Raw genomic sequence first — 22,636 nt, forward strand, 5'->3', positions numbered from 1 at the left:
GATTAATACAAATCCTGTGCCAACTTTTTATCTTATTGATTTTAAAAGGAGTGGTTGTTATCTGCACAACGGGTTGCTACAGTAGCCTGGTGAATCACACGAATAAATGGCGAATTTCATCATGGCGGAATACAAGGACAACCTGCTCGGCGAAGCGAACAGCTTTCTCGAGGTGCTGGAACAAGTGTCGCGGCTGGCGCCACTGGACAAACCGGTGCTGGTTATTGGTGAACGCGGTACTGGTAAAGAGCTTATCGCCAACCGCCTGCACTTTCTCTCTTCGCGCTGGCAGGGACCGTTCATCTCCCTCAACTGCGCGGCGCTGAATGAAAATCTGCTGGATAGCGAACTGTTTGGCCATGAAGCCGGCGCCTTTACCGGCGCCAGCAAGCGTCATCCGGGGCGCTTTGAGCGCGCCGACGGTGGAACCCTGTTTCTGGATGAACTGGCGACAGCACCGATGCTGGTCCAGGAAAAGCTGCTGCGGGTGATTGAATATGGCGAACTGGAGCGCGTGGGCGGCAGTCAGCCGCTGCAGGTTAACGTGCGTCTGGTTTGCGCGACCAACGCCGATCTGCCGCAGAGGGTTGAGGACGGCCATTTCCGCGCCGACCTCCTCGACCGCCTCGCCTTCGATGTGGTGCAACTGCCGCCGCTACGCGACAGACAGAGCGACATTATGCTGCTGGCGAATCAGTTCGCTATCCAGATGTGTCGCGAACTGGGGCTGCCGCTGTTTCCCGGCTTCAGCGACCGCGCCCGCGAAACGCTGCTCGGCTACCGCTGGCCGGGGAATATTCGCGAGCTGAAAAACGTGGTGGAGCGCTCGGTGTATCGCCACGGGACCAGCGACAGCGAACTGGATAACATCATCATTAATCCTTTCCATCAACATCAGCCGCTTCAGTCGCCCGCCGCAGACGTTGCCGCGCATCCCGCCGGGCCAACGCTGCCTGTGGATCTGCGGGCCTTTCAGCAGGAACAAGAAAAAAACCTGCTGCAGACGAGTCTGCAGCAGGCGAAGTACAATCAGAAACAGGCGGCGGCGCTGCTCGGGTTAACCTACCACCAGCTGCGGGCGCTGCTCAAAAAACATCAGCTGTGAGAGCTATGCGGCAGCATCAGGGCGCTGACCACCGTTGCTCCCAGGCACATCGCCGCGTTAAACCACAGCGCATACTGCGCGGCGCTGGCCATACCGAGCGGTAAAAACAGCGCAAAAAGTGACGCCGTCACCGCAATGCCCATCGCCCCGCCCAGCGAGCTGCCCATTTTGTAAATCCCCGAGGCGACGCCCACTTTGTTTTCCGGCGCGTTCACTACCGCCGTATCGGTAGACGGTGTCGCATAGCACCCCAGCCCGAGGCCAAACAGCACGTTGCTGAGAAAGACGGTGACGATATAGAGCGACTTATCGAGAAAGGTGCAGGAGATAAGTACAATCGCCACCGCGGTTAACAGCGGCCCGGTCATCATAGGCAGCCTGGCGCCGTAGCGCTGCAGCAGCTTTTCCCCCACGCGGATCATCGCCAGAACGGTCACCAGATAGCCCAGGGTCATGCCGCCGGTCTCCAGCGGGGTCATATTGTGCCCTTTTTGCAGCCAGATACTGGTGATCATCATCGTGCCAATCGCGCCGTTAAGCAGAAAGTTTGACAGCACGGCGGCGCTGTAGGCCCGGTTGCGAAACAGCGCAAAATCAATCAGCGCGGCATCCCCTTTACGTAGGCCGCTGCGGATGAAAAACCCTGCCGCCAGCAGCGAACCGGCAAACATCGTTAGCGACAGGCCGCTGCTCCAGCCCCAGCCGTGCCCTTTGCTGATAAACAGATTCAACAGTACCAGCGAGGCGATCAGGCTCAACAGACCGCTGATATCCAGTTTTTGCTGCTGCGCGCCGGCGCTACGGCTTTCCGGCGTGCCGCGCAGCAGCATCAGCGCCACCAGCGCGACGGCAATGGAAAAGACGAAGATCCAGCGCCAGCCGAGACCGGTAGCGATGGCGCCGCCGACGAATGAACACAGCCCGCTACCGCCCCATGAACCGATAACCCAGAAGCTTACTGCGCGCTGACGGGCCTTGCCTTCATACCAGGTTTTGATCAATGCCAGGGTCGCGGGCATGATGCAGGCCGCCGACAGCCCCTGTAAAACCCGCCCGGCGAGAAACAGCCATGGTCCCTGGGCCACGATCAGCAGCGCACTACCGGCAATACTCAATCCTAAGCCGATATGGGTCATGCGCATCCGGCCAAATTTATCCGCCAGCCCGCCGCTGGCGACAACAAAGCAACCGCTGAAAAGTGCGCTGAGGCTGACGGCGAGCGTCAGCGTCTCAAGGGAAATATCCAGACTGCTTTTCATGGCCGGCACGACGTTGATGACCGACTGGGCAAACAGCCAGAAGGTCAGCACGCTCAGCACGATGCCCGCCAGCAGACGATCGGTGCCGACAAACGGGGTGTCGGTCAGAGATACGGAGCTCATAATAGGGTCCTCCCGGTCGCGGGTCGTTAGCGCAGATAATGTTCCGTCAGGCCGCACCACAGCGCCGCGCCCTTGAGCAGGATCTCGTCGTTAAAATCATATCCGGGATTATGCACCATGCAGCGATCGGCTTCGTCTCCGGCGCCGATAGTGAAATAACACCCGTTCGGATTATGTTCGAGCATAAAGGCAAAATCTTCGCTGCCCATAAACGGTTTCACCTCCCCGACCTGCGCTGCGCCAAACAGCGATGTCGCCACCTCGCGCACCATCTGATTCGCGGCAGGATCGTTTTTCAGCACCGGGCTGCCGTTGACATGGGTTAAGGTGGCCGTGGCGTTAAAGCTTTCCGCCTGGGCAACGGCAATATCGTGGATGCGCTGCAGGACCGTTTCACGTACCTGCTCGTTCAGAGTACGGACCGTCAGCTTCATCAGTACCTTATCGTTGATAATGTTTGGCGCATGTCCCGCCTGAATACTGCCGACGGTCACCACCGCCGGTTCAAATGGCGTGATATTACGCGAAACGATGGATTGCAGCGCCAGCGTGATGTGACAGGCAACCAGCGTGGCGTCAACGGTATGCTCCGGTACCGCCCCGTGCCCGCCCACCCCCTTGACCTCAATATGCAGGGTATCGGAGGAGGCCATCATCGCGCCGTCGCGCAGACCAATTTTACCCACCGCCTGCCCCGGCATATTGTGCAGACCAAAGATCCGGTCGCAGGGGAATTTGTCGAACAGGCCGTCTTCTACCATGACCCGCCCACCGTACAGCAGCTCTTCGGCGGGCTGAAAAATCAGCTGTAGCGTGCCATTAAACTGCCGGGTGCGCGCCAGATACTCGGCGGCGTAGAGAAGCGTGGTGGTGTGCCCGTCATGGCCGCAGCCGTGAAAACGGCCATCGACCTGACTGGCCCAGGCTTTACCGCTCGCCTCCTGCATCGGCAGCGCGTCCATGTCGGCGCGCAGACCAAGGCGACGCTGTCCGCTGCCGACGGTTAATGTCCCGACCACGCCGGTTCCCGCCAGACCACGATGCACCTCATAGCCCCATTCGGCCAGCAGGCGTGCGACTTCATCGCTGGTTTGATGTTCTTCGAAGCCGAGCTCCGGCTGTTGATGGAAACGGCGACGCAGGGCGATAAACTGCGCTTCATTAACCTGTAATGCCTCAATAAGTGGATGTGTCATTTTTGTTATTCCTTCATTGGGTTTGCGCGACACTTTCGAGTTTATGCGGTTAAAAAGCCCACGATGCGCTGTTTTTTGTTTTATATTGACGGATTATTCATGAGTGCTTTTCATACAAATCGGTTATGACAAAAAATAACCTGTTATTTTTTGTCTTTGCGGGGGCGTTACGGTGGAACACCATTCAGGCGATTTTAGCGTCGTGGTTCGCGATGTTCGTCAGTACAGTCAACAGGATAGCGATGCCTTAACGTTGCTGTGGGTGCTGGAAGGCCGCGTCGGGCTGCATGACGGCGAACTCCGCCAGCAGTTGGATACTGACGACCTGGCGATAGTGAACCGTCATCAGCGCTGGAGCCTGACCGCATCCGCCGCCAATGCGGTGATGCTGCTGACCCTGCCTTACGGCTGGCTGACGCGTCTTGACGGTGATTTTTTCGCCGTCGACTACCAGGTCGCGGACGCAACCCGCGATGCCGATGATAACCTGCGCCATCTGATGCGCCAGCTGTTGGTCATTGAACTGGTAAATCACCAGTCCCGCTACCGCCTGGAAGCCAATCGCTGGCTCAGTGAAATTGCCCTGCTGCTGGCCACTCGCTATACCCGGCCCGTCATCGCCAGGACACAGCGCGGGGCGGAGAAGTGGAGCCGCCGCATTGCCCGGGTGGTGGCGCGGATCGAGGCCAACTATCAGCAGCGGCTTTCGCTACACGATGTCGCCGCAGCGGAATTTGTCTCCGAAGCCTGGCTATCAAGGCTGTTTCGCAAGGAGGTCGGCGTAAGCTTTGTGCAGTACATTACCGCACTGCGTCTCAACAAGGCGGCCGAACAGCTCCTCACCACCCGCAAGTCGGTGCAGCAGATTGCCCAGGAGCAAGGGTTCGCCAGCACCCGCATCATGAGCGACCTGTTTAAACGACTGCATGAACTGACGCCGCGTCAGTTTCGCCAGCAGCATCCGCAGAGCCACCCGGAATCCACCCGCTCACGCATCGGTCAGGCCGATATCTGGCAGCCGGTCGCCGTGGAGCGCCTCTATGCCCGGCTGAGTGAGCCGGAGAAAAACGGCTGGGATAATCCTCCGCCGCGGCTGAATCCGCAGCAGACCCGCCAGATTGATCTGCGTCAGCTGCCGGGCCGGGCCGCGCCATTACGCCATACCCGAATCGTGGTCACCGTACGCGAGCTGGATGATTTATTACGTGAAGATGTCCGCCGCGAGCTGGAGCGGCTGCACGATACCCTGCCAGTCTATGCGATTGATATTAATGACCCGTTTCTCAGCAGCAGACTGTTCGCCACCGGTTGGGATGACCCGCAGATGGCAGGCTATGCCTGCTGGTACCAGCTGCAGCAAATTTTCAGCTGGCTGGCCAATATGGGCTGGGGGTTGATTTTGCATACCGGGCTGACCACCCGCTGCGATCTGCTACAGCGTTTTTTACGCCTCGCGGCGAATCATTTCCCCCCGGCGACGCTCGCCAGCTGGCGATTTGTCTGGCACTGGTCACCCCAGGCCAGCGAAGAGGCGCGCCAGCACGCCTGGCAGCAGCAGCGCGATACGCTGCGGGCGATACTGCCGCAGCCGCAGCTGGGGATCTGGCATCGCTTCCCGGAGAGCGCCATTGGCGAAGACGCACTGCTCCGTTCGCCGCTGTTGAGCGAAGCCAGCTTTCTCGCCTGTCAGGCTGATGCAAACGAACTGCTGGATCTGGCCCAGCTCGATAGCAGCAGACTGGCCGCCAGCGAAAACTACCCGGTACATAAACTGCGCCAGATCCACAGCGCCCTGCGCCAGCGCCAGCTGTCGCTTCCCGTCTGGCTACTCTCCTGGAATACATTGACCGGCAACACCCGCGACACCAACGGCCGTTTCTTTCGCGGCGCGCTGTTGATGGATAATCTGCTGGGGCTGGCGGATCAAGTATGGCTGGCCGGGTTCTGGCTCAACTCAGGCCTGCAGGGCGAAGCGCGGGCGAACGGTAAGCTGGATACCTCGAGCCTGGCGCTGCACTATCTGCACGGCCTCCCGCGCCCGGTTTACTGGGTGCTGTGGCTCTGGCGACGGCTGCGTGGTGAGGTGCTGGTGAATGACAAAAACCTGCTGCTGTTACGCCACGGGGAACACTATCAGCTGCTGTTACGTAATACGGTGGTGTTCAACCCCTGGCTCTCCAGCGAAGAGGCTTTTATCCAACGCTTCAGTCAGCCCTATAGCGTGCAGCTATCGGGGCTGGAGGGCCGCTGGCGGGTTAAACAACATCTTTTCGATCGCCATCACGGGGCGTTATTCCCGCTTTTTGACGCCTTTCGTAGCCAGAGCGGGCCGGACGAAGAGGATTATCACTGGATAATGCACAAAGCCCGCCCGGCGCTGAGCGTCTCAGAGGAGCGGCCGGAAAACGGCTGGCATGTCGTAGACTCGCTGGAGAGCAACGCCCTGGTTCTCTACGAATTTACCCCGATAAGTGACTAACCTCGCCACCATCAGATGACGGCTTGCCCTGTTTGACCCAGGCATCGATTTTCACCCGGCTCGCCTCGCTAGCCGGGTTAAACACCATCATGTTGAGGTCCGGGCGACCGTCAACGGTAAAGGTGGAAAACTCCAGCTCAATCATACCAAGCTGCGGATGATGCATGCGCTTAAAGCCTTCGCCCTGCCCGGCCACATCATTGCTACGCCAGAAGGCGTCAAATTCCGGGCTCTGACGACTGAGCTCGGCAATGAGTCGTTCGTTTTCCGTCGATGCTCCTGCCCGGGCAACATCAGCACGAAAGGCGCTGACGATAAGGCGGGCTACGGATGACCAGTCTTCCAGCGCGCTGCGCGCAGTGTGATTGGTAAACAGACGCCGGAGAATATTGCGTTCGGCGGGCGGTAGCCGACCGTAGTCGGTCAGGACGCGGGCGGCGGCATCATTCCACGCAATCACGTCCCAGGCGACGGTTTTAACGATTGCCGGAACGGGGAGCGCATCCAGCACCCGCTGTAAACGCGGGGTAATGTCGTCGGAGACAATCAGCCGGGTTTCCGGCGGATGACCAAATGCCAGAATAAACAGGTGTTCACGCTCCGGCGTAGTCAGTCTCAGGCCACCGGCAATACGGCCCAGCACTTCGCGGGATGGCGCTCCGCCGCGCCCCTGCTCCAGCCAGGTGTACCAGGTGGGGCTGATATTGGCCAACTGAGCAACCTCTTCGCGCCGGAGCCCAGGCGTGCGCCGACGGCCTGGCGTAAAGCCAAATGTTGCCGGATCGAGCCGTAAACGCCGCGCCCGCAGAAATTCACCCAATGCATACGTTGAAGAGTCGCTCATGCTCAGCCTGTTAGTCTTTATACCCTGATAATGTCTCTACTTTTATCGTATCGCGTTAAGACTACCATAGCCTGGATACTCATTCTGGAGGCAGGTTATGCGAATTTTTCTCACCGGCGCGACCGGATTTATCGGCTCGCGTATTCTCAACGAACTGCTGGCCGCCGGACACCAGGTCACCGGCCTGGCGCGTTCAGAGGCCAGCGCCCTCGCGCTGCAGACGGCAGGCGCAGACGTGCAGTACGGAACACTGGAAGAGCCGCGCTCGCTGCTGGAAGCGGTCACCCGCTGCGATGCGGTGATCCACACCGCTTTCGATCATGATTTCAGCCGCTTTGTGGAAAACTGCGAAAAAGACCAGCGCATTATTCTCGCCATCGGCGCGGCGTTGCAGGGGAGCCGGCGGCCGCTCATCATCACTTCCGGTACCGCCATGGGTGACATCGGTAACGGACTACCCGCCAGTGAAATGCACTTCAATCCCGCGCACCCGAACCCTCGCGCCGCCTCAGAGCGTGCGGGAAACCGGCTGCTGGATGCCGGGGTGGATGTCCGGGTGGTGCGACTGCCGCAGGTGCATGACACCACCCGCCAGGGCTTATTGACCTATTACATCGCGCATGCGGCAGAAAAAGGGGTCGTGGCCGTAGTCGGCGACGGGAATAACTGCTGGTCGGCCGCACACATCAGCGATGTTACCGCGCTGTACCTGCGGGTGCTGGAGCAAGGTCTGGCCGGCAGGCGCTATCATGCCGTTGCTGAAGAGGCCATCCCCTCTCTGCGCATCGCCGAGGTGGTGGCGGAGAAATTGCACCTGCCGCTGCAGTCCCTGAGCGCCGATCGCGCGGCGGCCCACTTTGGCTGGTTTGCCGCCTTTGCCGGAATGGATTTACGCGCCACGTCCGTCTGGACCCGCCAGCAGCTGAACTGGCAGCCCACCGGTCCGGGCCTGCTGGACGATCTGCGTCACCTGAATCACGACAAGTGACAACGTCACTAAAACGATGACCATATGCTCAGCGCGCCTGGCCCGGCCGCCCTTTTATCTCGCGCCCGGATATATTTGTCAGACAAAATTGATGGGCCACGCATTTTCTCCGCCGGGAGCGGAATAAGGTAGTTGCGGTACTCCATCGAGGATAAAACCGTGAAAAAATTACTGATATGTTGCCTGTCTGGCGAGACAGCGAACATCTTAGCGAAGAAAATGCAAAAAATAGCGGATGCGCAGGGTCTGAATCTGTTAATTAGCGCCGTAGGCCTGGAGAATGTATTTAGCGTTGCCCCGGCCTATGACGCCGTTTTAGTGGCGCCGCATGTTCAATATAAACGGGATGAAATCGCTAACGTGCTGCAAGACAAGCAGGAGATTGCGGTTATTGAAAGCCTGCCCTACGCCGCATTCAACGGCGACAGCGTGCTTAAATTTGCGCTGGTCAATCTGTCCCAATCGCTCACCTGACTGAGCATGAAACTATGCGGGCAGGTCGCAGACGCCGGCCCGCATTATCCCGCCTCGCCGGCATTGCATGACAACCGGCGCGCCCGCCCCGAGTTAATTATTTGTAACTGGTAAGATGTGCCAATGTGAATTATAGTCTGCGCATCATCGTTCAATGGACTGAAAACGCACATGATTCCGGTTAATATTCATACTCTTAGTCGCTATGCGGCCCATGTCAGCTTGACCCACACGATGAAAAACCATCGGTCGCCCGCCCTCTCCGTAATGATGATCTTCTCCGATTTATGTATCCGTTCAACCCTGGACTCCTACAGTGAACAGGGCTGGGAAATTAGCGAGAAGCGCAGCGGGCTGGTTCTGCGCAGCTTTGTCGCCACCCATCGCGGTGGGACGGCGATCGAAATCACGCCGAAGGATTATATCGGTCGATATAACCGCTTGCTTCCGCTGTAAGCGCCGGTGAATTAACAGCTAACTGGAGAAAGTGGCAATAAAAAGATACCATGTTTCATTATCCGCCATACACCGCATGAATATGCTGAGAAGCGCCTAAAAGAGCACCATACCCTCAGGTTTTTGATGAATATCAATCCATAGTCCCTTTGCAGCATCACGATCGGCGCGACCCGTGCTCTCGTACGCTTTGTCCGTTTATTCAGGGAGATGGAGGATAAAAACGCCTGGTGGTTTTACGAGGTATACTCGAAGTAGCGGTGTGGTATGCATTCGAACCTGCGGAACAGCACAACGGCGCAGCCGTCGTGATATTGTCCCTGTGAGCGTTGAAGGTGATGGAATATGTCATTCAATATTAATAAGATAGAGCACCGCTCTATCATCATAAAAACATTATGCGCCTGAAAATATCTTCTCTCCTGGCGGTAGCGTCGCTGCTGTGCGGGCAGGCTCTTGCCGCGCCCACGTTGCCCGCGAATGCCGATATTCGCGATAGCGGCTTTGTTTACTGCGTCAGCGGGCAGGTTAATACCTTTAACCCGCAAAAAGTCAGCAGCGGTCTGATTGTCGACACCTTAGCCGCCCAGCTGTACGATCGCCTGCTGGATGTCGATCCTTATACCTACCGTCTGGTCCCTGAGCTGGCCGAAAGCTGGGAAGTATTGGATAACGGCGCGACGTACCGCTTCCATCTGCGTAGCCACGTCCCTTTCCAGTCGACATCGTGGTTTAAACCCACCCGCGCCTTTAACGCCGACGATGTGATTTTCACCTTCAGTCGTATTTTTAACCGCGACGATCCGTGGCACAGCGTTAACGGCAGCAGCTTCCCTTATTTCGACAGCTTACAGTTTGCCGACAGCGTTGAAAGCGTGCGCAAGCTGGACAACCAAACCGTCGAATTTCGCCTGAAGCGCCCGGATGCCTCATTCCTCTGGCACCTGGCGACCCACTATGCGTCGGTCATGTCTGCAGAATACGGCGCGCAGTTGATCAAAGCCGATCGTCCGGAACAGCTTGACCGTCAACCGGTTGGTACCGGTCCGTTCCAGCTTGAAGAGTACCGCGCCGGGCAGTACGTGCGCCTGCAGCGCCATCCGGACTACTGGCGTGGCAAACCGCTGATGCCGCAGGTGGTCGTCGACCTCGGTTCCGGCGGCACCGGCCGCTTGTCGAAACTGCTCACCGGGGAGTGCGACGTTCTGGCCTGGCCTGCCGCCAGCCAGTTGACCATTTTACGCGACGATCCCCGTCTGCGTCTGACCCTACGCCCGGGAATGAATATCGCCTGGCTGGCGTTCAATACCGCCCGACCGCCGCTGGATAAACCGGAAGTTCGCCATGCGCTGGCGCTGGCTATCAACAACCAACGCCTGATGCAGTCTATTTATTACGGTACGGCGGAAACCGCCGCGTCAATGTTGCCGCGCGCCTCGTGGGCCTACGATAACGACGCTAAAATTACCGAATACAACCCGAAAGAAGCTCGCGAGCGGCTCAAAGCGCTGGGGCTGGAAAAGCTGACGCTCAAGCTCTGGGTGCCCACCAGCTCGCAGGCCTGGAACCCCAGCCCGCTGAAAACCGCCGAGCTGATTCAGGCGGACATGGCGCAAATTGGCGTGAAGGTCATTATTGTGCCGGTCGAAGGCCGTTTCCAGGAGGCCAGACTGATGGACATGAACCACGATCTGACGCTCTCCGGCTGGGCCACGGACAGCAACGACCCGGATAGTTTTTTCCGACCGCTGCTGAGCTGTGCGGCCATTGCCTCACAGACCAACTTCGCCCACTGGTGCAATCGCGAATTTGACGAGGTGTTGCAAAAGGCCCTGCGCTCGCAGCAGCTGGCGTCGCGCATTGAAGCCTATAAAGAGGCACAGCATATCCTGGCCCGCGACCTGCCGGTGCTGCCGCTGGCTTCATCGCTGCGTCTGCAGGCCTACCGCTATGATATGAAAGGTCTGATACTGAGTCCGTTTGGCAACGCCTCCTTTGCGGGCGTCTCGCGGGAGAAAAAAGAGGAGGTGAAAAAACCATGATTATTTTTACCCTGCGCCGCCTGCTGCTGCTGGTCACCCTCTTTTTCCTGACCTTCGTCGGCTTCAGCCTGAGCTACTTTACGCCCCACGCCCCGCTGCAGGGCGCCTCGCTGTGGAACGCCTGGCAGTTCTGGTTCAGCGGACTGTTGCACTGGGACTTCGGTGTCTCCAGCATTAACGGCCAGCTGATTTCTGAACAGCTGAAAGAGGTTTTTCCGGCCACCATGGAGCTGTGTATCCTCGCATTTGGCTTCGCGCTGCTGGTGGGTATCCCCGTCGGTATGCTGGCGGGGATAATGCGCAACAAGTGGCCCGATACGCTGATCAGCGCCCTCGCGCTGCTCGGCTTCTCGATTCCCGTGTTCTGGCTGGCGCTGCTGCTGACGCTCTTTTTCTCTCTGACCCTCGGCTGGTTCCCGGTCTCCGGGCGCTTCGACCTGCTGTACGAGGTGAAAACGGTGACCGGTTTTGCGCTGATTGACGCCTGGCTGTCTGACTCGCCGTGGCGCCATGAGATGATCGTCAGCGCCGTACGCCATATGGTGCTGCCGGTGCTGACGCTGGCGGTCGCCCCCACCACCGAAGTGATCCGTCTGATGCGCATCAGCACCAGCGAAGTGTATGACACCAACTACGTGAAGGCGGCGGCCACCCGCGGCGTGTCGCGGCGGACGATTTTACACCGCCACGTTCTGCACAACGCTCTGCCGCCGGTGATCCCACGTCTTGGGCTTCAGTTTTCCACCATGCTGACCCTGGCGATGATCACTGAAATGGTCTTCAGTTGGCCGGGGCTCGGTCGCTGGTTGATAAATGCGATTCGCCAGCAGGATTACGCCGCCATTTCGGCCGGCGTCATGGTCATTGGCGCCCTGGTGATTACCGTCAACGTGATATCAGATATTCTGGGTGCGATGGCTAACCCGCTGAAACATAAGGAATGGTATGCCCTACGATAGCGTGTATCTGGAAAAGCGTCCGCCTGGGGCGCTGCGTACCGTCTGGCGAAAATTCTACGGCGACACGACTGCGATGATCGGCCTGTACGGCTGCGCCGGTCTGGTGCTGCTGTGCGTCTTCGGCGGCTGGTTTGCCCCTTATGGTATCGATCAGCAGTTTCTTGGCTACCAGCTGTTGCCGCCGTCATGGTCGCGCTATGGCGAAGTCTCGTTCTTCCTCGGGACCGACGATCTCGGTCGCGATGTGTTGAGCCGTCTGCTGAGCGGTGCGGCGCCGACCGTCGGCGGCGCTTTTGTCGTCACCTTCGCGGCGACGCTGTTCGGCCTGGTGCTCGGCGTCGTTGCCGGCTCAACCCATGGCCTGCTGTCGGCGATGTTGAACCATATCCTCGATACCCTGCTGTCGATTCCGTCGCTGCTGCTGGCCATTATTGTCGTGGCTTTCGCCGGGCCGCATCTGAGCCACGCGATGTTCGCCGTCTGGCTGGCGCTGCTGCCGCGCATCGTACGCTCGGTCTACAGCATGGTGCATGATGAGCTGGAAAAAGAGTACGTCATTGCCGCCCGTCTCGACGGCGCATCGACCTTAAATATTCTCTGGTTTGCGGTGCTGCCGAATATCGCCTCCGGGCTGGTCACGGAGATCACCCGCGCATTATCGATGGCGATTCTCGATATCGCTGCCCTGGGCTTTCTCGACCTCGGCGCCCAGCTTCCTTCCCCGGAATGGGGCGCGATGCTGGGCGACGCGCTGGAGCTGATTTACGTCGCGCCATGGACGGTGATGCTGCCCGGCGCGGCGATTATGATTAGCGTCCTGTTGGTCAACCTGCTGGGCGACGGGATCCGCCGCGCCATTATCGCCGGGGTGGAATAATGCCGTTACTTGATATTCGCAACCTGACCATTGAGTTCAAAACCAACGAGGGCTGGGTCAAAGCCGTCGACCGCGTCAGCCTGACCCTTGCGGAAGGTGAGATTCGCGGCCTGGTGGGCGAATCCGGATCCGGTAAAAGCTTGATTGCCAAAGCGATCTGCGGCGTCACCAAAGACAACTGGCGGGTGACCGCCGACCGCATGCGTTTCGATGATATCGATCTCTTACGCCTTTCCAGCCGCGAACGCCGCAAGCTGATTGGCCACAACGTGTCGATGATTTTTCAGGAGCCGCAGTCCTGTCTCGATCCGTCGGAGCGTATCGGCCTGCAGTTAATGCAGAATATCCCCGGCTGGACCTTTAAAGGCCGCTGGTGGCAGCGCATCGGCTGGCGAAAACGCCGGGCCATCGAACTGCTGCACCGCGTCGGGATTAAAGATCACAAAGACGCCATGCGCAGTTTCCCCTACGAATTAACCGACGGGGAGTGTCAGAAGGTGATGATTGCCATCGCCCTCGCCAACCAGCCGCGTCTGCTGATCGCCGATGAGCCGACCAACGCCATGGAGCCGACGACCCAGGCGCAAATTATCCGCCTGCTTACGCGTCTGAACCAGAACAATAACACCACCATTTTGCTGATCAGCCACGATATGCAGATGCTCAGCAAGTGGGCGGATAAAATCAATGTGATGTACTGCGGACAAACGGTAGAAACGGCGCCCAGCGAAGAGCTGGTGACAACGCCTCATCATCCGTATACCCAGGCATTGATCCGCGCGATCCCGGATTTTGGCAGCGCGCTCCCGCATAAAAGCCGCCTGAATACGCTGCCGGGAGCCATCCCCCTGCTCGAGCAGCTGCCGATCGGCTGTCGTCTCGGGCCGCGCTGCCCCTACGCGCAGCGTGAATGCATTGAAACGCCGCGCCTGACCGGAGCCAGAACGCATCTGTACGCCTGTCATTTCCCGCTAAACATGGAGAAAGAGTGAAATGGTCGAAACATTGCTCGAAGTCCGTAATCTGAGTAAGACCTTTCGCTACCGTACCGGCTGGTTTCGTCGTCAGATGGTGGAAGCGGTGAAACCGCTCAGTTTTACGCTGCGCGAGCGCCAGACGCTGGCGATTATCGGCGAGAACGGCTCAGGAAAATCGACGCTGGCGAAAATGCTGGCGGGCATGATCGAGCCAACATCCGGCGAGCTGTTGATTGACGATCATCCGCTGACGTTTGGCGACTACTCTTTCCGCAGTCAGCGTATCCGCATGATCTTTCAGGACCCTTCGACCTCGCTGAACCCGCGGCAGCGTATTTCGCAAATCCTCGACTTCCCGCTGCGCCTGAATACCGACCTCGAACCGGAGGCGCGAGAGAAGCAGATTATTGAGACGCTGCGAATGGTCGGCCTGCTGCCGGACCACGTGAGCTACTATCCGCATATGCTGGCTCCCGGCCAGAAGCAGCGTCTGGGCCTCGCGCGCGCGCTGATTCTGCGTCCGAAAGTGATCGTCTGTGATGAAGCCCTGGCGTCGCTGGACATGTCGATGCGTTCGCAGCTGATCAACCTGATGCTGGAGCTACAGGAGAAACAGGGGATTTCGTATATCTACGTGACCCAGCATCTGGGGATGATGAAGCATATCAGCGATCAGGTCCTGGTGATGCATCAGGGCGAGGTCGTCGAGCGCGGCAGCACCGCCGATGTGCTGGCGTCACCGCTGCACGACCTCACCCGACGCCTGATTGCCGGCCACTTTGGCGAGGCGCTGACCGCCGATGCCTGGCGCAAAGACGGTAAATAATCGTCGGCGCCGGCAGCGGCTCAGTCGGCTCTAGTCCGGGAACACGCTCTGCGTCGGCAGCACGCGACGATCAAAACGACGCAGCGCGTAGTAAAGAACCCCGGTCCCGAACCAGCCGATAATCCAGGAGACATCGTTGCCGGCAAACAGCCACGTCAGCGAGCCGTGATACAGCGGGTTCTCAATAAACGGCAGCTGGATAAGCACGCCGACGATATAGACCGCGATCGCGTAGAGATTCCAGTATCCGTAACGCTGTTGCGGATCGGACAGTGCGGGAATATCCACGGCGCCCGCGGAGATCAGATAGTAGTCGGTCAGACCGATCGCGCTCCACGGGACAAAAAACGCCAGCAGGAAGAGCAGGAAATGGGTGAAGTTCTTTAAGAACGCGGGCTCGCTCAACAACGCAATCACGCATGAGATGGCCACCATCAGCACCACGAAGAGAATGCGCGCCCTCTTCGACAGCGCAGCCTGACGACGAAATCCGGAAACGATGGTGCTCAGCGACATAAAGCTGCCGTAGGCATTCAGGGTGGTGAAGGTGATTTTGCCAAAGCAGATCGCAAAGTAGATCACCATCGCCATCAGCTGGCTTTTGCCTAACCCGACGATAAAGCTCACTTCATGACCGGAAAACGCGCTGCCGGCGATGGCCGCTGTCAGAACGCCTAGCGTCATCGATGCCTGCGTGCCCAGCACCGTCCCGCTAAAGACGCACAAAAACGTTTTCGCGCCCGAGACATTACGCGGCAGATAGCGAGAGTAATCCGAAACGTAGGGGCAGAATGCAATCTGCCACGACGACGATAACGACACGGCCAGTAAAAACATCGGCAGTGAGAAATGGTTATTCTGCGCGATCGCCGGCAGATTGGCAGACAGCAGCAGCGTCACAAACAGATAGACAAACGCCAGCACCCCGACCACGCTCGCCACTTTGCCCAGTTGATGAATGACGCGATAGCCCAGCACGGCAATCACAATAATGATCGTGCTGAACAGCAGCATACCGGCCACGTCAGAGATCGACAGCAACCTTGCCATCGCCTGACCGGCCAGCACGGTACCGCTGGCCGAAAAGCCGACATACATCACGCACACCAGTACCAGCGGCACCACGGCGCCAAACACGCCAAACTGCGCCCGGCTGATGATCATCTGCGGCAACCCCAGGCGCGGCCCCTGCAGCGCATGCAGCGACATCACCGCCGCGCCGAGCACCTGCCCCACCAACAGCCCAATCAGCGACCAGACAACATCGCCTCCCAGCACCACCGCCAGCGCACCGGTGACGATGGCGGTAATCTGCAGATTACCGCCAAACCACAGCGTAAACTGGCTAAAGGGATGTCCATGGCGTTCATGATCGGGAATATAATCGATCGACCGCGATTCCGTTATCCCCTGCTCGCGATGGGCTGACTGGCGGTCGGCTGGTGAAAAAGAAGACATCGTTCCCCCGCTATAGCTTATTGTTATTGATGTATTTTATTTTTATATTCTGCTGTTATTGACCGTTCAGCCGCTATGCCAGCCAGTCTGCCCGGTGGCGCTTGATGGTCGCGACCGCTTTGCCTATTTCTGGCGCCAGCCAGCGATCGTCTTCCCATGTCGCCACGCTCTGTCGCAGCAGCGCCAGCGCGTGACGCGTGCCGGCTGCCAGCATGTCCTGAGCATGAAACTCCAGCCCTTGAGCGGCCAGCAAATACTCGATCGCCATAATTTGATACAGGTTGGCCAGCAGACGCTGTAGCTTGAGCGAAGCGCCGGTTCCCAGGCTCAGGTGATCTTCCTGCAGCGCCGAGGTCACAAAATTATCGAGCACCGCCGGCTGCGCCAGCTGCTTGTTCTCCGCACAAAGCGAGGCCGCTACGTACTGGGCGATCATCATGCCGGAGTTCACCCCGGGTTTGGCCACCAGGAATGCCGGCAGGCCGCTGATTAGCGGGTTAACCAGACGATCCAGACGCCGTTCGGCGATAGCGCCCAGTTCAGCCATCGCAATCGCCAGCACATCACAGGCCATGGCGACTGATTCCCCATGCGGATGCGCCTGCGACACCACTCGCCAGTTCTCGAGGGTGCCGAGAATCAAGGGATTATCCGTGCAGGCGTTCAGCTCGGTGTTAATTTGCCGCTCGGCATGAGCGAACTGATCGCGGCAGGCGCCGTGCACCTGCGGCATAGAACGCAGACTGAGCGCATCCTGGGTGCGTATCCCCTGGCTGGCGCTCAACAGCGGGCTGTCGGCCAGCAGTTGACGTAATCGGGCTCCGCTCTGCTGCATTCCAGGACTGGCCTTCAATGCCAGGATCTCGGCGTCAAACGCCACGATTTGTCCACGCAGAGCTTCAAAACTCATTGCGCCGGTGACATCGGCCCAGTCCAGCAGTTGGCTGGCATCGTCGAGAGCCAGACAGGCCATCCCGGTCATACACGGCGTCCCGTTGACCAGGCTTAATCCCTCTTTCGCCCCTGGCGAAATGGGGGCAAGCCCCGCCTGTGCCAACGCGTCGGCAGCCGGTACCACCCGCCCCTGCCAGCTCACCTCGCCGATCCCCATCAGCGCCAGACCGATATGCGCCATATGCGTCAGATAGCCCACCGAACCTTGCGAGGGCACCTGCGGCGTGATTTGCTGATTCAGAAAGGCGAGCAGCTGGTGCACGATGGCGCAGGAAATCCCGGATTTGCCATGGCTGTAGTTGGCGACGGCGGCGCACATAATGGCCCGCGTCTGCGCGTCGTCCAGCAGAGGACCGACGCCGCAGGCGTGGCTCAGCAGCGTATTGCGCGATAGCTGGCTCAGCTGCTCTTCGGGCAGAGTGATATTGCACAAGGCCCCGAGGCCGGTATTAATCCCGTAGGCTATCTGCCCCGCGTCGATAATATGCTGAACAATCGCCCGCCCCTGTGCGATGCGCTCCCAGGCGCCGGCGCTGAGCGCCAGTTGCGCCTGGCCTCTGGCGACCTGCACGACATCCTGCCAGCATAACGGGGCGTCGCCCCACAGCACCTGTTGATTCATACGGATTGTCCTGGTTGATGATGGCTGGAAATAAACTGTTGAAAACGCGGCGACCCATGCGCGCCGAAAAGCGCCTCCGGCGGACCGTCGCAGTCAATGGTGCCTTGATGCATAAACACCACGCGGTTGGAGACATGACGGGCAAACCCCAGCTCATGCGTGACCACCAGCATCGTGCGCCCCTCTTCCGCCAGGCTACGCATCACTTTCAATACTTCCCCCACCAGTTCCGGATCTAACGCCGAAGTCGGCTCATCAAAGAGCATGACCTCCGGATCCATCGCCAGCGCCCGGGCTATCGCTACGCGCTGTTGCTGACCGCCAGAAAGCTGGGCCGGGTAAAAATCCTTGCGGTTCAGCATGCCGACGCGGTCAAGCAGCTGTTCCGCCTGTTCAATACACTCCTGCTTGCTGCGCTTCAGGACATAATGCGGCCCTTCAATCACGTTTTGCAGCACCGTCATATGCGACCACAGGTTAAAGCTTTGAAACACCATCCCCAGCCGCGAACGCAGACGTTCTATCTGCTTAGGATTGGCCGCTAACCGGTGGCCGCGCGCATGGTGCTTCATCTCAATGGTTTCACCCCCCACGCTGACCACGCCCGCATCGGGTGTTTCCAGCAGGTTGATGCAGCGCAAAAGCGTACTCTTACCTGAACCGCTGGCGCCCAGAATCGAGATCACATCGCCTTTTTGCGCCTGGATAGAAATCCCCTTCAGCACATCAAGTGAACCAAAGGATTTATGGATATCGCTGACGGACAGCGTCACGGGACGGGGATCGTGCATACTATTCTCCTTTGGTGGCCGGTTTGAGTGCTACGGTGGCAGGGGTTTGCCGGGTATGCGGCGTCAGACGACGCTCAAGCAACGCATAAAGCTGCACGATGATAAAGTTGAGCAGCAAATAGATAACCGCGGCGCAGAGAAAAACCTCCATCGTCCGGTAGGTTCTCTGGATAATTTGCTGCGCCACGCCGGTCACATCCCACACCGTCACCAGACTGGCCAGCGCGGTGGATTTCACCAGCAGAATCGCCTCGGTCGAATAGGCCGGCAGCGCATAGCGCAGCATCACCGGGGCGATAATGCGTCGCAGCAGCAGAAAGCGGGACATCCCGCAGGCCTGTCCGGCTTCAATCTGACCAGAGGGCACCGCCAGCAGCGCGCCGCGCAGGATTTCAGCGGTGTAGGCGGCGGTGCACAGCGCCAGCGCCAGCACCGCGCAGATAAACGGCTCGCGCAGCAGCGGCCACAGAAAACTGTGGCGAATCACGCCAAACTGTCCCAGTCCGTAATAGATAAGAAACAGCTGGATCAGCAGCGGCGAACCGCGAAACAGCAGAATATAGCCTTTAGCAAAACTGCTGAGCAGCGGCCAGCGGCTCATGCGCAGCGCCAGAACCCCCACCGCCAGTACACCGCCGCAGAGAAAAGAACAGATAAACAGCCCCAGCGTAACCGGCAGCGCGGCGCAGAGCTTCAGGAACGTATCGCTGAGAAAGGCAACGTCGATAAACATAAACTCTCCTTAAGCCTGAGCCGCGGCGCGACGCAGCCAGGCGCGATTCAGGCGAAGTTCCGCCCGAATAAACGCCCGGTTCGACACCAGGGTGAGTATCAGGTAGCAGCCGCCGCCAATCACATAGAACAGGAAGTATTCGCGGGTGGAGCCGGCGGCAATCTGGCTGGCGCGCATTAACTCCGCAATCCCCGTCACCGAGACCAGCGCCGAATCTTTGAGGCTCATCTGCCAGACATTTGACAGCCCAGGCAGCGAATAGCGGGCAATCTGCGGTAGCATGATGCGCTGAAAAATCCGCCAGCGCGGCATGCCGATTGCCGACGCCGCCTCGACTTCACCGGGCATCAGCGCCAGGCGCGCCGCGCGGTAAACTTCAGCCTGATAAGAGGCGGAAATTAAGCCGATAGCCAGCGAGCCAATCAGAAACGGCGGCACCTCAATAAAGCCATCGGCGCCAAACAGCTGACCAATCGCCGAAACCAGTCCAGAACCGCCAAAATAGAACAGGTAAATGACCAGCAGTTCAGGAATGCCGCGGAAGACAACCGAATAGGCGGAGCCGAACCAACGCACGGGGGCGTGTGGCGACAGCTTTGCTGCGGCAATCATGCCGCCGACCACCGCGCCGACCGCTAACGCGGCGAGAGACAACAGCAGCGTGGTCAGCGTCGCGCTCAGGATGAGCGTGCCCCAACCGTTCTCACCAAAACTCAGCAGACTAAGCATCTTCAACCTCACTTATGGCGTGACATCGCTTTTAAACCATTTTTCGCTCAGCTTTTTCACCGTTCCGTCCGCCAGCGCGGCCTGAATCGCGGTATCCAGCTTCGCTTTTAAATCGGCATCGGCGTGACGAACGCCCATCGCTTCGCCCTCGCCCCAGATGGGGCCACTCAGCTGCGGGCCGCTGAAGTTAAGGTTGCTGTTTTCCGGACGCGCAAGCGTGGTGTTGGCGAAGGTAATATCGTCGAAGACGGCATCAATACGTTCGGCCTGGAGATCCAAAATAGCGTCCGCTGAATTGCTGTATTCCCGAATATCGGCCACATCTTTGAAGTATTTGTCGATGAACGGGGTATACACGGTGCCGGAAGCGATACCGATCGTTTTCCCTTTCAGGGCCGCTTTTAATGGCGCAATCGCCGCCTGAATCTCTTTTTCATCATCGTTAAGCTTGATGGTGTGGTTGGCCCCGCTCGCCGGCGGCAGCAACGTGCCTTTTACCGCGATAAATGACGCCGGTGTTGCGGCGTAGGGGATCGTGAAGGAGACCACCTGTTTTCTTTCCGGCGTAATGACGATGGCATCCATAATCACATCGTATTTTCCGGCGTTGAGTCCGGCGATCATGCCGTCCCAGTTTTGCACGACCAGCTTGCACTCCATGCCCATGCGCTGGCAGAGATTGGCCATCAGTTCTGGTTCGAAGCCGCTGAGCTTGCCGCCCGGCAGCGTCAGGTTCCAGGGTTCATAACCCCCTTCCGTTGCGATGGTGATGGACTTCCACTCTTTGGCATTGGCCGAACTGCCGCAGAGCAAGAGTCCTGAAAACAGGGTTGTCAGACAGACCTGGCGAAAAGTGATGCTCTGCTTCATGATAATTCTCCTGATTTCATTTAAGTCATGCCGCTCTGGCGGTGCCAGCCGGGCGTAAAATTCAGATGACAGAGCATGTATATACAAGCATTGACAAATCAGCACACCCTCCTGATGATGGATTTGTGAGCTGCACTGTAAATAATTTGTGATCGAATTGAAAACCATGTGTAGCCAAAACTTTACACAAAGCGACAAGGCGATGGTGAAACTGCGATGATAACTCCCTTTAACTTCTCTTCCCTGCCGAGGACTCCATGGAAAAACGGCGGCGGCGAAACGCGTGAAATTGTCAGCGTGCCCTCGCCTGACTCCGATGCCCCGTTTCTTTGGCGAGCCAGCGTGGCCACGCTGGAGAACGACGGACCGTTTTCCCGGTTCAGCGGTATTGACCGGGTCATTACCTTAATTGAGGGGCAGCCGCTCTGGCTGCGCGGTGACGGGATTCATCATCATCTGAGACGCTGGGAGCCGTGGGCATTTTCCGGCGAATGGGCGCTGGGCAGCGAAGGCATTGCCGCGCCGGGGCTGGATTTTAACATTATGACGCAACGTACCCGCGCGGCGGCGCAGGTCAGCGTAGTCTCCGGCGAACAGCATCCCGGCAGCGAAGGCATTGCCTGGGTACTTCAGGGATGCTGGCAGCTTGCCGGCGAACGCTATGACGCGCGCTCAGGGCTCTGGTGGCAGAGTCAGTCGCCCGGCGCCCTGATTCCGCTCTCGCCTGATGCCCGGCTTCTGCTGGCCGACATAACCCGTCGTTAGCCGACTAAACGCCGGGCAAGAGGCGTAAAACGAGCCTGATATCCGGTGATATACTGGAGTGTGTCCGGCCGTCATTACGCGTTAAGGCACGAAAATATCGTGACACAAGGGGTCGTCAGTGGGATATAATTCTCGGCTAAATTTGAGTTATTTTGAAATAACAACCTTAACCCCATGATTGTTAAAGTAAAAATAAGCAATAACGATAAGGATTAAAGCTATGGGTTTTCTTTCCGGTAAGCGCATTCTGGTCACTGGCGTTGCCAGCAAACTGTCCATCGCCTACGGTATTGCGCAAGCAATGCACCGTGAAGGGGCTGAACTGGCGTTCACCTATCAGAACGAAAAACTGAAAGGTCGTGTGGAAGAATTTGCAGCGGCACTGGGTTCTGACATCGTACTGCCGTGCGACGTGGCTGAAGATGAGAGCATCGACTCTCTGTTCGCTGAACTGACTAAAGTCTGGCCGAAATTTGACGGCTTTGTTCACTCAATCGGCTTCGCGCCGGCTGATCAGCTGGACGGCGACTACGTCAACGCGGTCACCCGCGAAGGTTTCAAAATCGCTCACGATATCAGCGCCTACAGCTTTGTGGCGATGGCGAAAGCCTGCCGCGGTATGCTGAACCCGGGTTCCGCCCTGCTGACGCTCTCCTACCTGGGCGCAGAGCGTGCGATTCCTAACTACAACGTTATGGGTCTGGCAAAAGCCTCTCTGGAAGCGAACGTGCGCTACATGGCGAACGCGATGGGTCCGGAAGGCGTGCGCGTCAACGCCATCTCTGCGGGTCCAATCCGTACGCTGGCAGCTTCCGGCATTAAAGATTTCCGTAAAATGCTGGCGCATTGCGAAGCGGTTACCCCGATTCGCCGTACCGTGACTATCGAAGACGTGGGTAACAGCGCAGCCTTCCTGTGCTCCGACCTGTCTGCCGGTATCTCCGGTGAAGTCGTTCACGTCGATGGCGGTTTCAGCATCGCGGCAATGAACGAGCTGGAACTGAAATAAGTTCCGTTCCCTCCTCACCCCGTGAGGAGGGATTGCCTTCGCGGCATCCCGCTCTTCCCTGCATTCCCTGCACTCCCTGCATTCCAGAGACCTACATTCA

21 protein-coding genes are annotated in these 22,636 nt (G+C 58.4%); 12 read left to right on the forward strand and 9 right to left on the reverse strand.

Features of this window, described 5'->3' with window-relative positions; all coding sequences use genetic code 11:
* Positions 1-106 precede the first annotated feature (106 nt).
* Positions 107-1,105: a phage shock protein operon transcriptional activator gene (gene pspF, locus GRPL_RS06850; RefSeq protein WP_162180101.1), complete on the forward strand. Its 999-nt coding sequence runs from the start codon at positions 107-109 to the stop codon at positions 1,103-1,105.
* On the opposite strand, the gene GRPL_RS06845 is transcribed toward pspF, so the two are convergent.
* Together GRPL_RS06845 and GRPL_RS06840 are read right to left on the reverse strand one after the other, a co-directional pair.
* Complete coding sequence (locus tag GRPL_RS06845) at positions 1,096-2,487, reverse strand: MFS transporter (protein WP_032695892.1); 1,392 nt, start codon at positions 2,485-2,487, stop codon at positions 1,096-1,098. The genes pspF and GRPL_RS06845 overlap by 10 nt on opposite strands.
* Positions 2,488-2,513: 26 nt before the next feature.
* On the reverse strand, positions 2,514-3,683 hold the full coding sequence (locus GRPL_RS06840; RefSeq protein WP_032700157.1) for a M20 aminoacylase family protein: 1,170 nt from the start codon (positions 3,681-3,683) through the stop codon (positions 2,514-2,516).
* Between the two features lie 172 nt (positions 3,684-3,855).
* On the opposite strand from GRPL_RS06840, the gene GRPL_RS06835 reads away from it, so the two are divergent.
* A complete protein-coding gene (locus tag GRPL_RS06835; protein WP_032700158.1) occupies positions 3,856-6,162 on the forward strand; it encodes a helix-turn-helix domain-containing protein in 2,307 nt (768 codons plus the stop codon).
* On the opposite strand, the gene GRPL_RS06830 is transcribed toward GRPL_RS06835, so the two are convergent.
* The gene (locus GRPL_RS06830; RefSeq protein WP_032688077.1) at positions 6,143-7,006 is read right to left on the reverse strand and encodes a helix-turn-helix transcriptional regulator; all 864 of its coding nucleotides are present in this window, start codon (positions 7,004-7,006) and stop codon (positions 6,143-6,145) included. The genes GRPL_RS06835 and GRPL_RS06830 overlap by 20 nt on opposite strands.
* Positions 7,007-7,103: 97 nt before the next feature.
* Between GRPL_RS06830 and GRPL_RS06825 the strand changes: the two genes are divergently transcribed.
* From GRPL_RS06825 to sapF, 8 genes are all read left to right on the forward strand, one after another.
* A complete protein-coding gene (locus tag GRPL_RS06825) occupies positions 7,104-7,994 on the forward strand; it encodes an SDR family oxidoreductase (protein WP_032695888.1) in 891 nt (296 codons plus the stop codon).
* A gap of 159 nt (positions 7,995-8,153) precedes the next feature.
* Positions 8,154-8,468: a PTS sugar transporter subunit IIB gene (locus GRPL_RS06820; protein WP_032695995.1), complete on the forward strand. Its 315-nt coding sequence runs from the start codon at positions 8,154-8,156 to the stop codon at positions 8,466-8,468.
* Between the two features lie 171 nt (positions 8,469-8,639).
* Positions 8,640-8,924, forward strand: a complete 285-nt coding sequence (locus GRPL_RS06815; RefSeq protein WP_032688090.1) for a hypothetical protein — start codon at positions 8,640-8,642, stop codon at positions 8,922-8,924.
* 398 nt (positions 8,925-9,322) lie between these two features.
* A complete protein-coding gene (sapA, locus tag GRPL_RS06810) occupies positions 9,323-10,966 on the forward strand; it encodes an ABC transporter substrate-binding protein SapA (RefSeq protein ID WP_032700159.1) in 1,644 nt (547 codons plus the stop codon).
* The gene (gene sapB, locus GRPL_RS06805; RefSeq protein WP_032700160.1) at positions 10,963-11,925 is read left to right on the forward strand and encodes a putrescine export ABC transporter permease SapB; all 963 of its coding nucleotides are present in this window, start codon (positions 10,963-10,965) and stop codon (positions 11,923-11,925) included. Before sapA ends, sapB begins: the two co-directional genes overlap by 4 nt.
* Complete coding sequence (gene sapC / locus GRPL_RS06800; protein WP_004861118.1) at positions 11,912-12,802, forward strand: putrescine export ABC transporter permease SapC; 891 nt, start codon at positions 11,912-11,914, stop codon at positions 12,800-12,802. Before sapB ends, sapC begins: the two co-directional genes overlap by 14 nt.
* Entirely contained in the window at positions 12,802-13,794 is a 993-nt protein-coding gene (gene sapD / locus GRPL_RS06795) for a putrescine export ABC transporter ATP-binding protein SapD (RefSeq protein WP_004861115.1), read from the forward strand. Before sapC ends, sapD begins: the two co-directional genes overlap by 1 nt.
* A gap of 1 nt (position 13,795) precedes the next feature.
* Complete coding sequence (gene sapF / locus GRPL_RS06790; protein ID WP_032688092.1) at positions 13,796-14,605, forward strand: peptide ABC transporter ATP-binding protein SapF; 810 nt, start codon at positions 13,796-13,798, stop codon at positions 14,603-14,605.
* Between the two features lie 30 nt (positions 14,606-14,635).
* Here the strand turns inward: sapF and GRPL_RS06785 are convergent, their stop codons facing one another.
* From GRPL_RS06785 to GRPL_RS06760, 6 genes are all read right to left on the reverse strand, one after another.
* Complete coding sequence (locus tag GRPL_RS06785; protein WP_032700176.1) at positions 14,636-16,012, reverse strand: purine-cytosine permease family protein; 1,377 nt, start codon at positions 16,010-16,012, stop codon at positions 14,636-14,638.
* A gap of 124 nt (positions 16,013-16,136) precedes the next feature.
* On the reverse strand, positions 16,137-17,639 hold the full coding sequence (locus GRPL_RS06780; RefSeq protein WP_032700161.1) for an HAL/PAL/TAL family ammonia-lyase: 1,503 nt from the start codon (positions 17,637-17,639) through the stop codon (positions 16,137-16,139).
* A complete protein-coding gene (locus GRPL_RS06775; RefSeq protein WP_032688094.1) occupies positions 17,636-18,430 on the reverse strand; it encodes an ABC transporter ATP-binding protein in 795 nt (264 codons plus the stop codon). The genes GRPL_RS06780 and GRPL_RS06775 overlap by 4 nt, the downstream gene beginning before the upstream one ends.
* A gap of 1 nt (position 18,431) precedes the next feature.
* The gene (locus tag GRPL_RS06770; protein WP_032688096.1) at positions 18,432-19,163 is read right to left on the reverse strand and encodes an ABC transporter permease; all 732 of its coding nucleotides are present in this window, start codon (positions 19,161-19,163) and stop codon (positions 18,432-18,434) included.
* A 9-nt stretch (positions 19,164-19,172) separates the two neighbouring features.
* Complete coding sequence (locus GRPL_RS06765) at positions 19,173-19,892, reverse strand: ABC transporter permease (protein ID WP_032695885.1); 720 nt, start codon at positions 19,890-19,892, stop codon at positions 19,173-19,175.
* Between the two features lie 12 nt (positions 19,893-19,904).
* Positions 19,905-20,762, reverse strand: a complete 858-nt coding sequence (locus GRPL_RS06760; RefSeq protein ID WP_032700162.1) for a transporter substrate-binding domain-containing protein — start codon at positions 20,760-20,762, stop codon at positions 19,905-19,907.
* Between the two features lie 216 nt (positions 20,763-20,978).
* On the opposite strand from GRPL_RS06760, the gene GRPL_RS06755 reads away from it, so the two are divergent.
* Together GRPL_RS06755 and fabI are read left to right on the forward strand one after the other, a co-directional pair.
* Positions 20,979-21,527: a HutD/Ves family protein gene (locus GRPL_RS06755; RefSeq protein ID WP_032700163.1), complete on the forward strand. Its 549-nt coding sequence runs from the start codon at positions 20,979-20,981 to the stop codon at positions 21,525-21,527.
* A gap of 220 nt (positions 21,528-21,747) precedes the next feature.
* Complete coding sequence (gene fabI, locus GRPL_RS06750) at positions 21,748-22,536, forward strand: enoyl-ACP reductase FabI (protein WP_004861084.1); 789 nt, start codon at positions 21,748-21,750, stop codon at positions 22,534-22,536.
* The last annotated feature ends 100 nt before the right edge of the window (positions 22,537-22,636 follow it).

Origin of the sequence: Klebsiella planticola ATCC 33531 (assembly GCF_000735435.1) — a bacterium.
Taxonomy (GTDB): domain Bacteria; phylum Pseudomonadota; class Gammaproteobacteria; order Enterobacterales; family Enterobacteriaceae; genus Klebsiella; species Klebsiella planticola.

Excerpts from the sequence above, each read along its gene's own strand:
- pspF (WP_162180101.1), top strand. The coding sequence starts at position 107 with ATGGCGAATTTCATCATGGCGGAATACAAGGACAACCTGCTCGGCGAA.
- GRPL_RS06845 (WP_032695892.1), bottom strand. The coding sequence starts at position 2,487 with ATGAGCTCCGTATCTCTGACCGACACCCCGTTTGTCGGCACCGATCGT.
- GRPL_RS06840 (WP_032700157.1), bottom strand. The coding sequence starts at position 3,683 with ATGACACATCCACTTATTGAGGCATTACAGGTTAATGAAGCGCAGTTT.
- GRPL_RS06830 (WP_032688077.1), bottom strand. The coding sequence starts at position 7,006 with ATGAGCGACTCTTCAACGTATGCATTGGGTGAATTTCTGCGGGCGCGG.
- GRPL_RS06825 (WP_032695888.1), top strand. The coding sequence starts at position 7,104 with ATGCGAATTTTTCTCACCGGCGCGACCGGATTTATCGGCTCGCGTATT.
- GRPL_RS06815 (WP_032688090.1), top strand. The coding sequence starts at position 8,640 with ATGATTCCGGTTAATATTCATACTCTTAGTCGCTATGCGGCCCATGTC.
- sapA (WP_032700159.1), top strand. The coding sequence starts at position 9,323 with ATGCGCCTGAAAATATCTTCTCTCCTGGCGGTAGCGTCGCTGCTGTGC.
- sapB (WP_032700160.1), top strand. The coding sequence starts at position 10,963 with ATGATTATTTTTACCCTGCGCCGCCTGCTGCTGCTGGTCACCCTCTTT.
- sapC (WP_004861118.1), top strand. The coding sequence starts at position 11,912 with ATGCCCTACGATAGCGTGTATCTGGAAAAGCGTCCGCCTGGGGCGCTG.
- sapD (WP_004861115.1), top strand. The coding sequence starts at position 12,802 with ATGCCGTTACTTGATATTCGCAACCTGACCATTGAGTTCAAAACCAAC.
- sapF (WP_032688092.1), top strand. The coding sequence starts at position 13,796 with ATGGTCGAAACATTGCTCGAAGTCCGTAATCTGAGTAAGACCTTTCGC.
- GRPL_RS06780 (WP_032700161.1), bottom strand. The coding sequence starts at position 17,639 with ATGAATCAACAGGTGCTGTGGGGCGACGCCCCGTTATGCTGGCAGGAT.
- GRPL_RS06775 (WP_032688094.1), bottom strand. The coding sequence starts at position 18,430 with ATGCACGATCCCCGTCCCGTGACGCTGTCCGTCAGCGATATCCATAAA.
- GRPL_RS06770 (WP_032688096.1), bottom strand. The coding sequence starts at position 19,163 with ATGTTTATCGACGTTGCCTTTCTCAGCGATACGTTCCTGAAGCTCTGC.
- GRPL_RS06765 (WP_032695885.1), bottom strand. The coding sequence starts at position 19,892 with ATGCTTAGTCTGCTGAGTTTTGGTGAGAACGGTTGGGGCACGCTCATC.
- GRPL_RS06760 (WP_032700162.1), bottom strand. The coding sequence starts at position 20,762 with ATGAAGCAGAGCATCACTTTTCGCCAGGTCTGTCTGACAACCCTGTTT.
- GRPL_RS06755 (WP_032700163.1), top strand. The coding sequence starts at position 20,979 with ATGATAACTCCCTTTAACTTCTCTTCCCTGCCGAGGACTCCATGGAAA.
- fabI (WP_004861084.1), top strand. The coding sequence starts at position 21,748 with ATGGGTTTTCTTTCCGGTAAGCGCATTCTGGTCACTGGCGTTGCCAGC.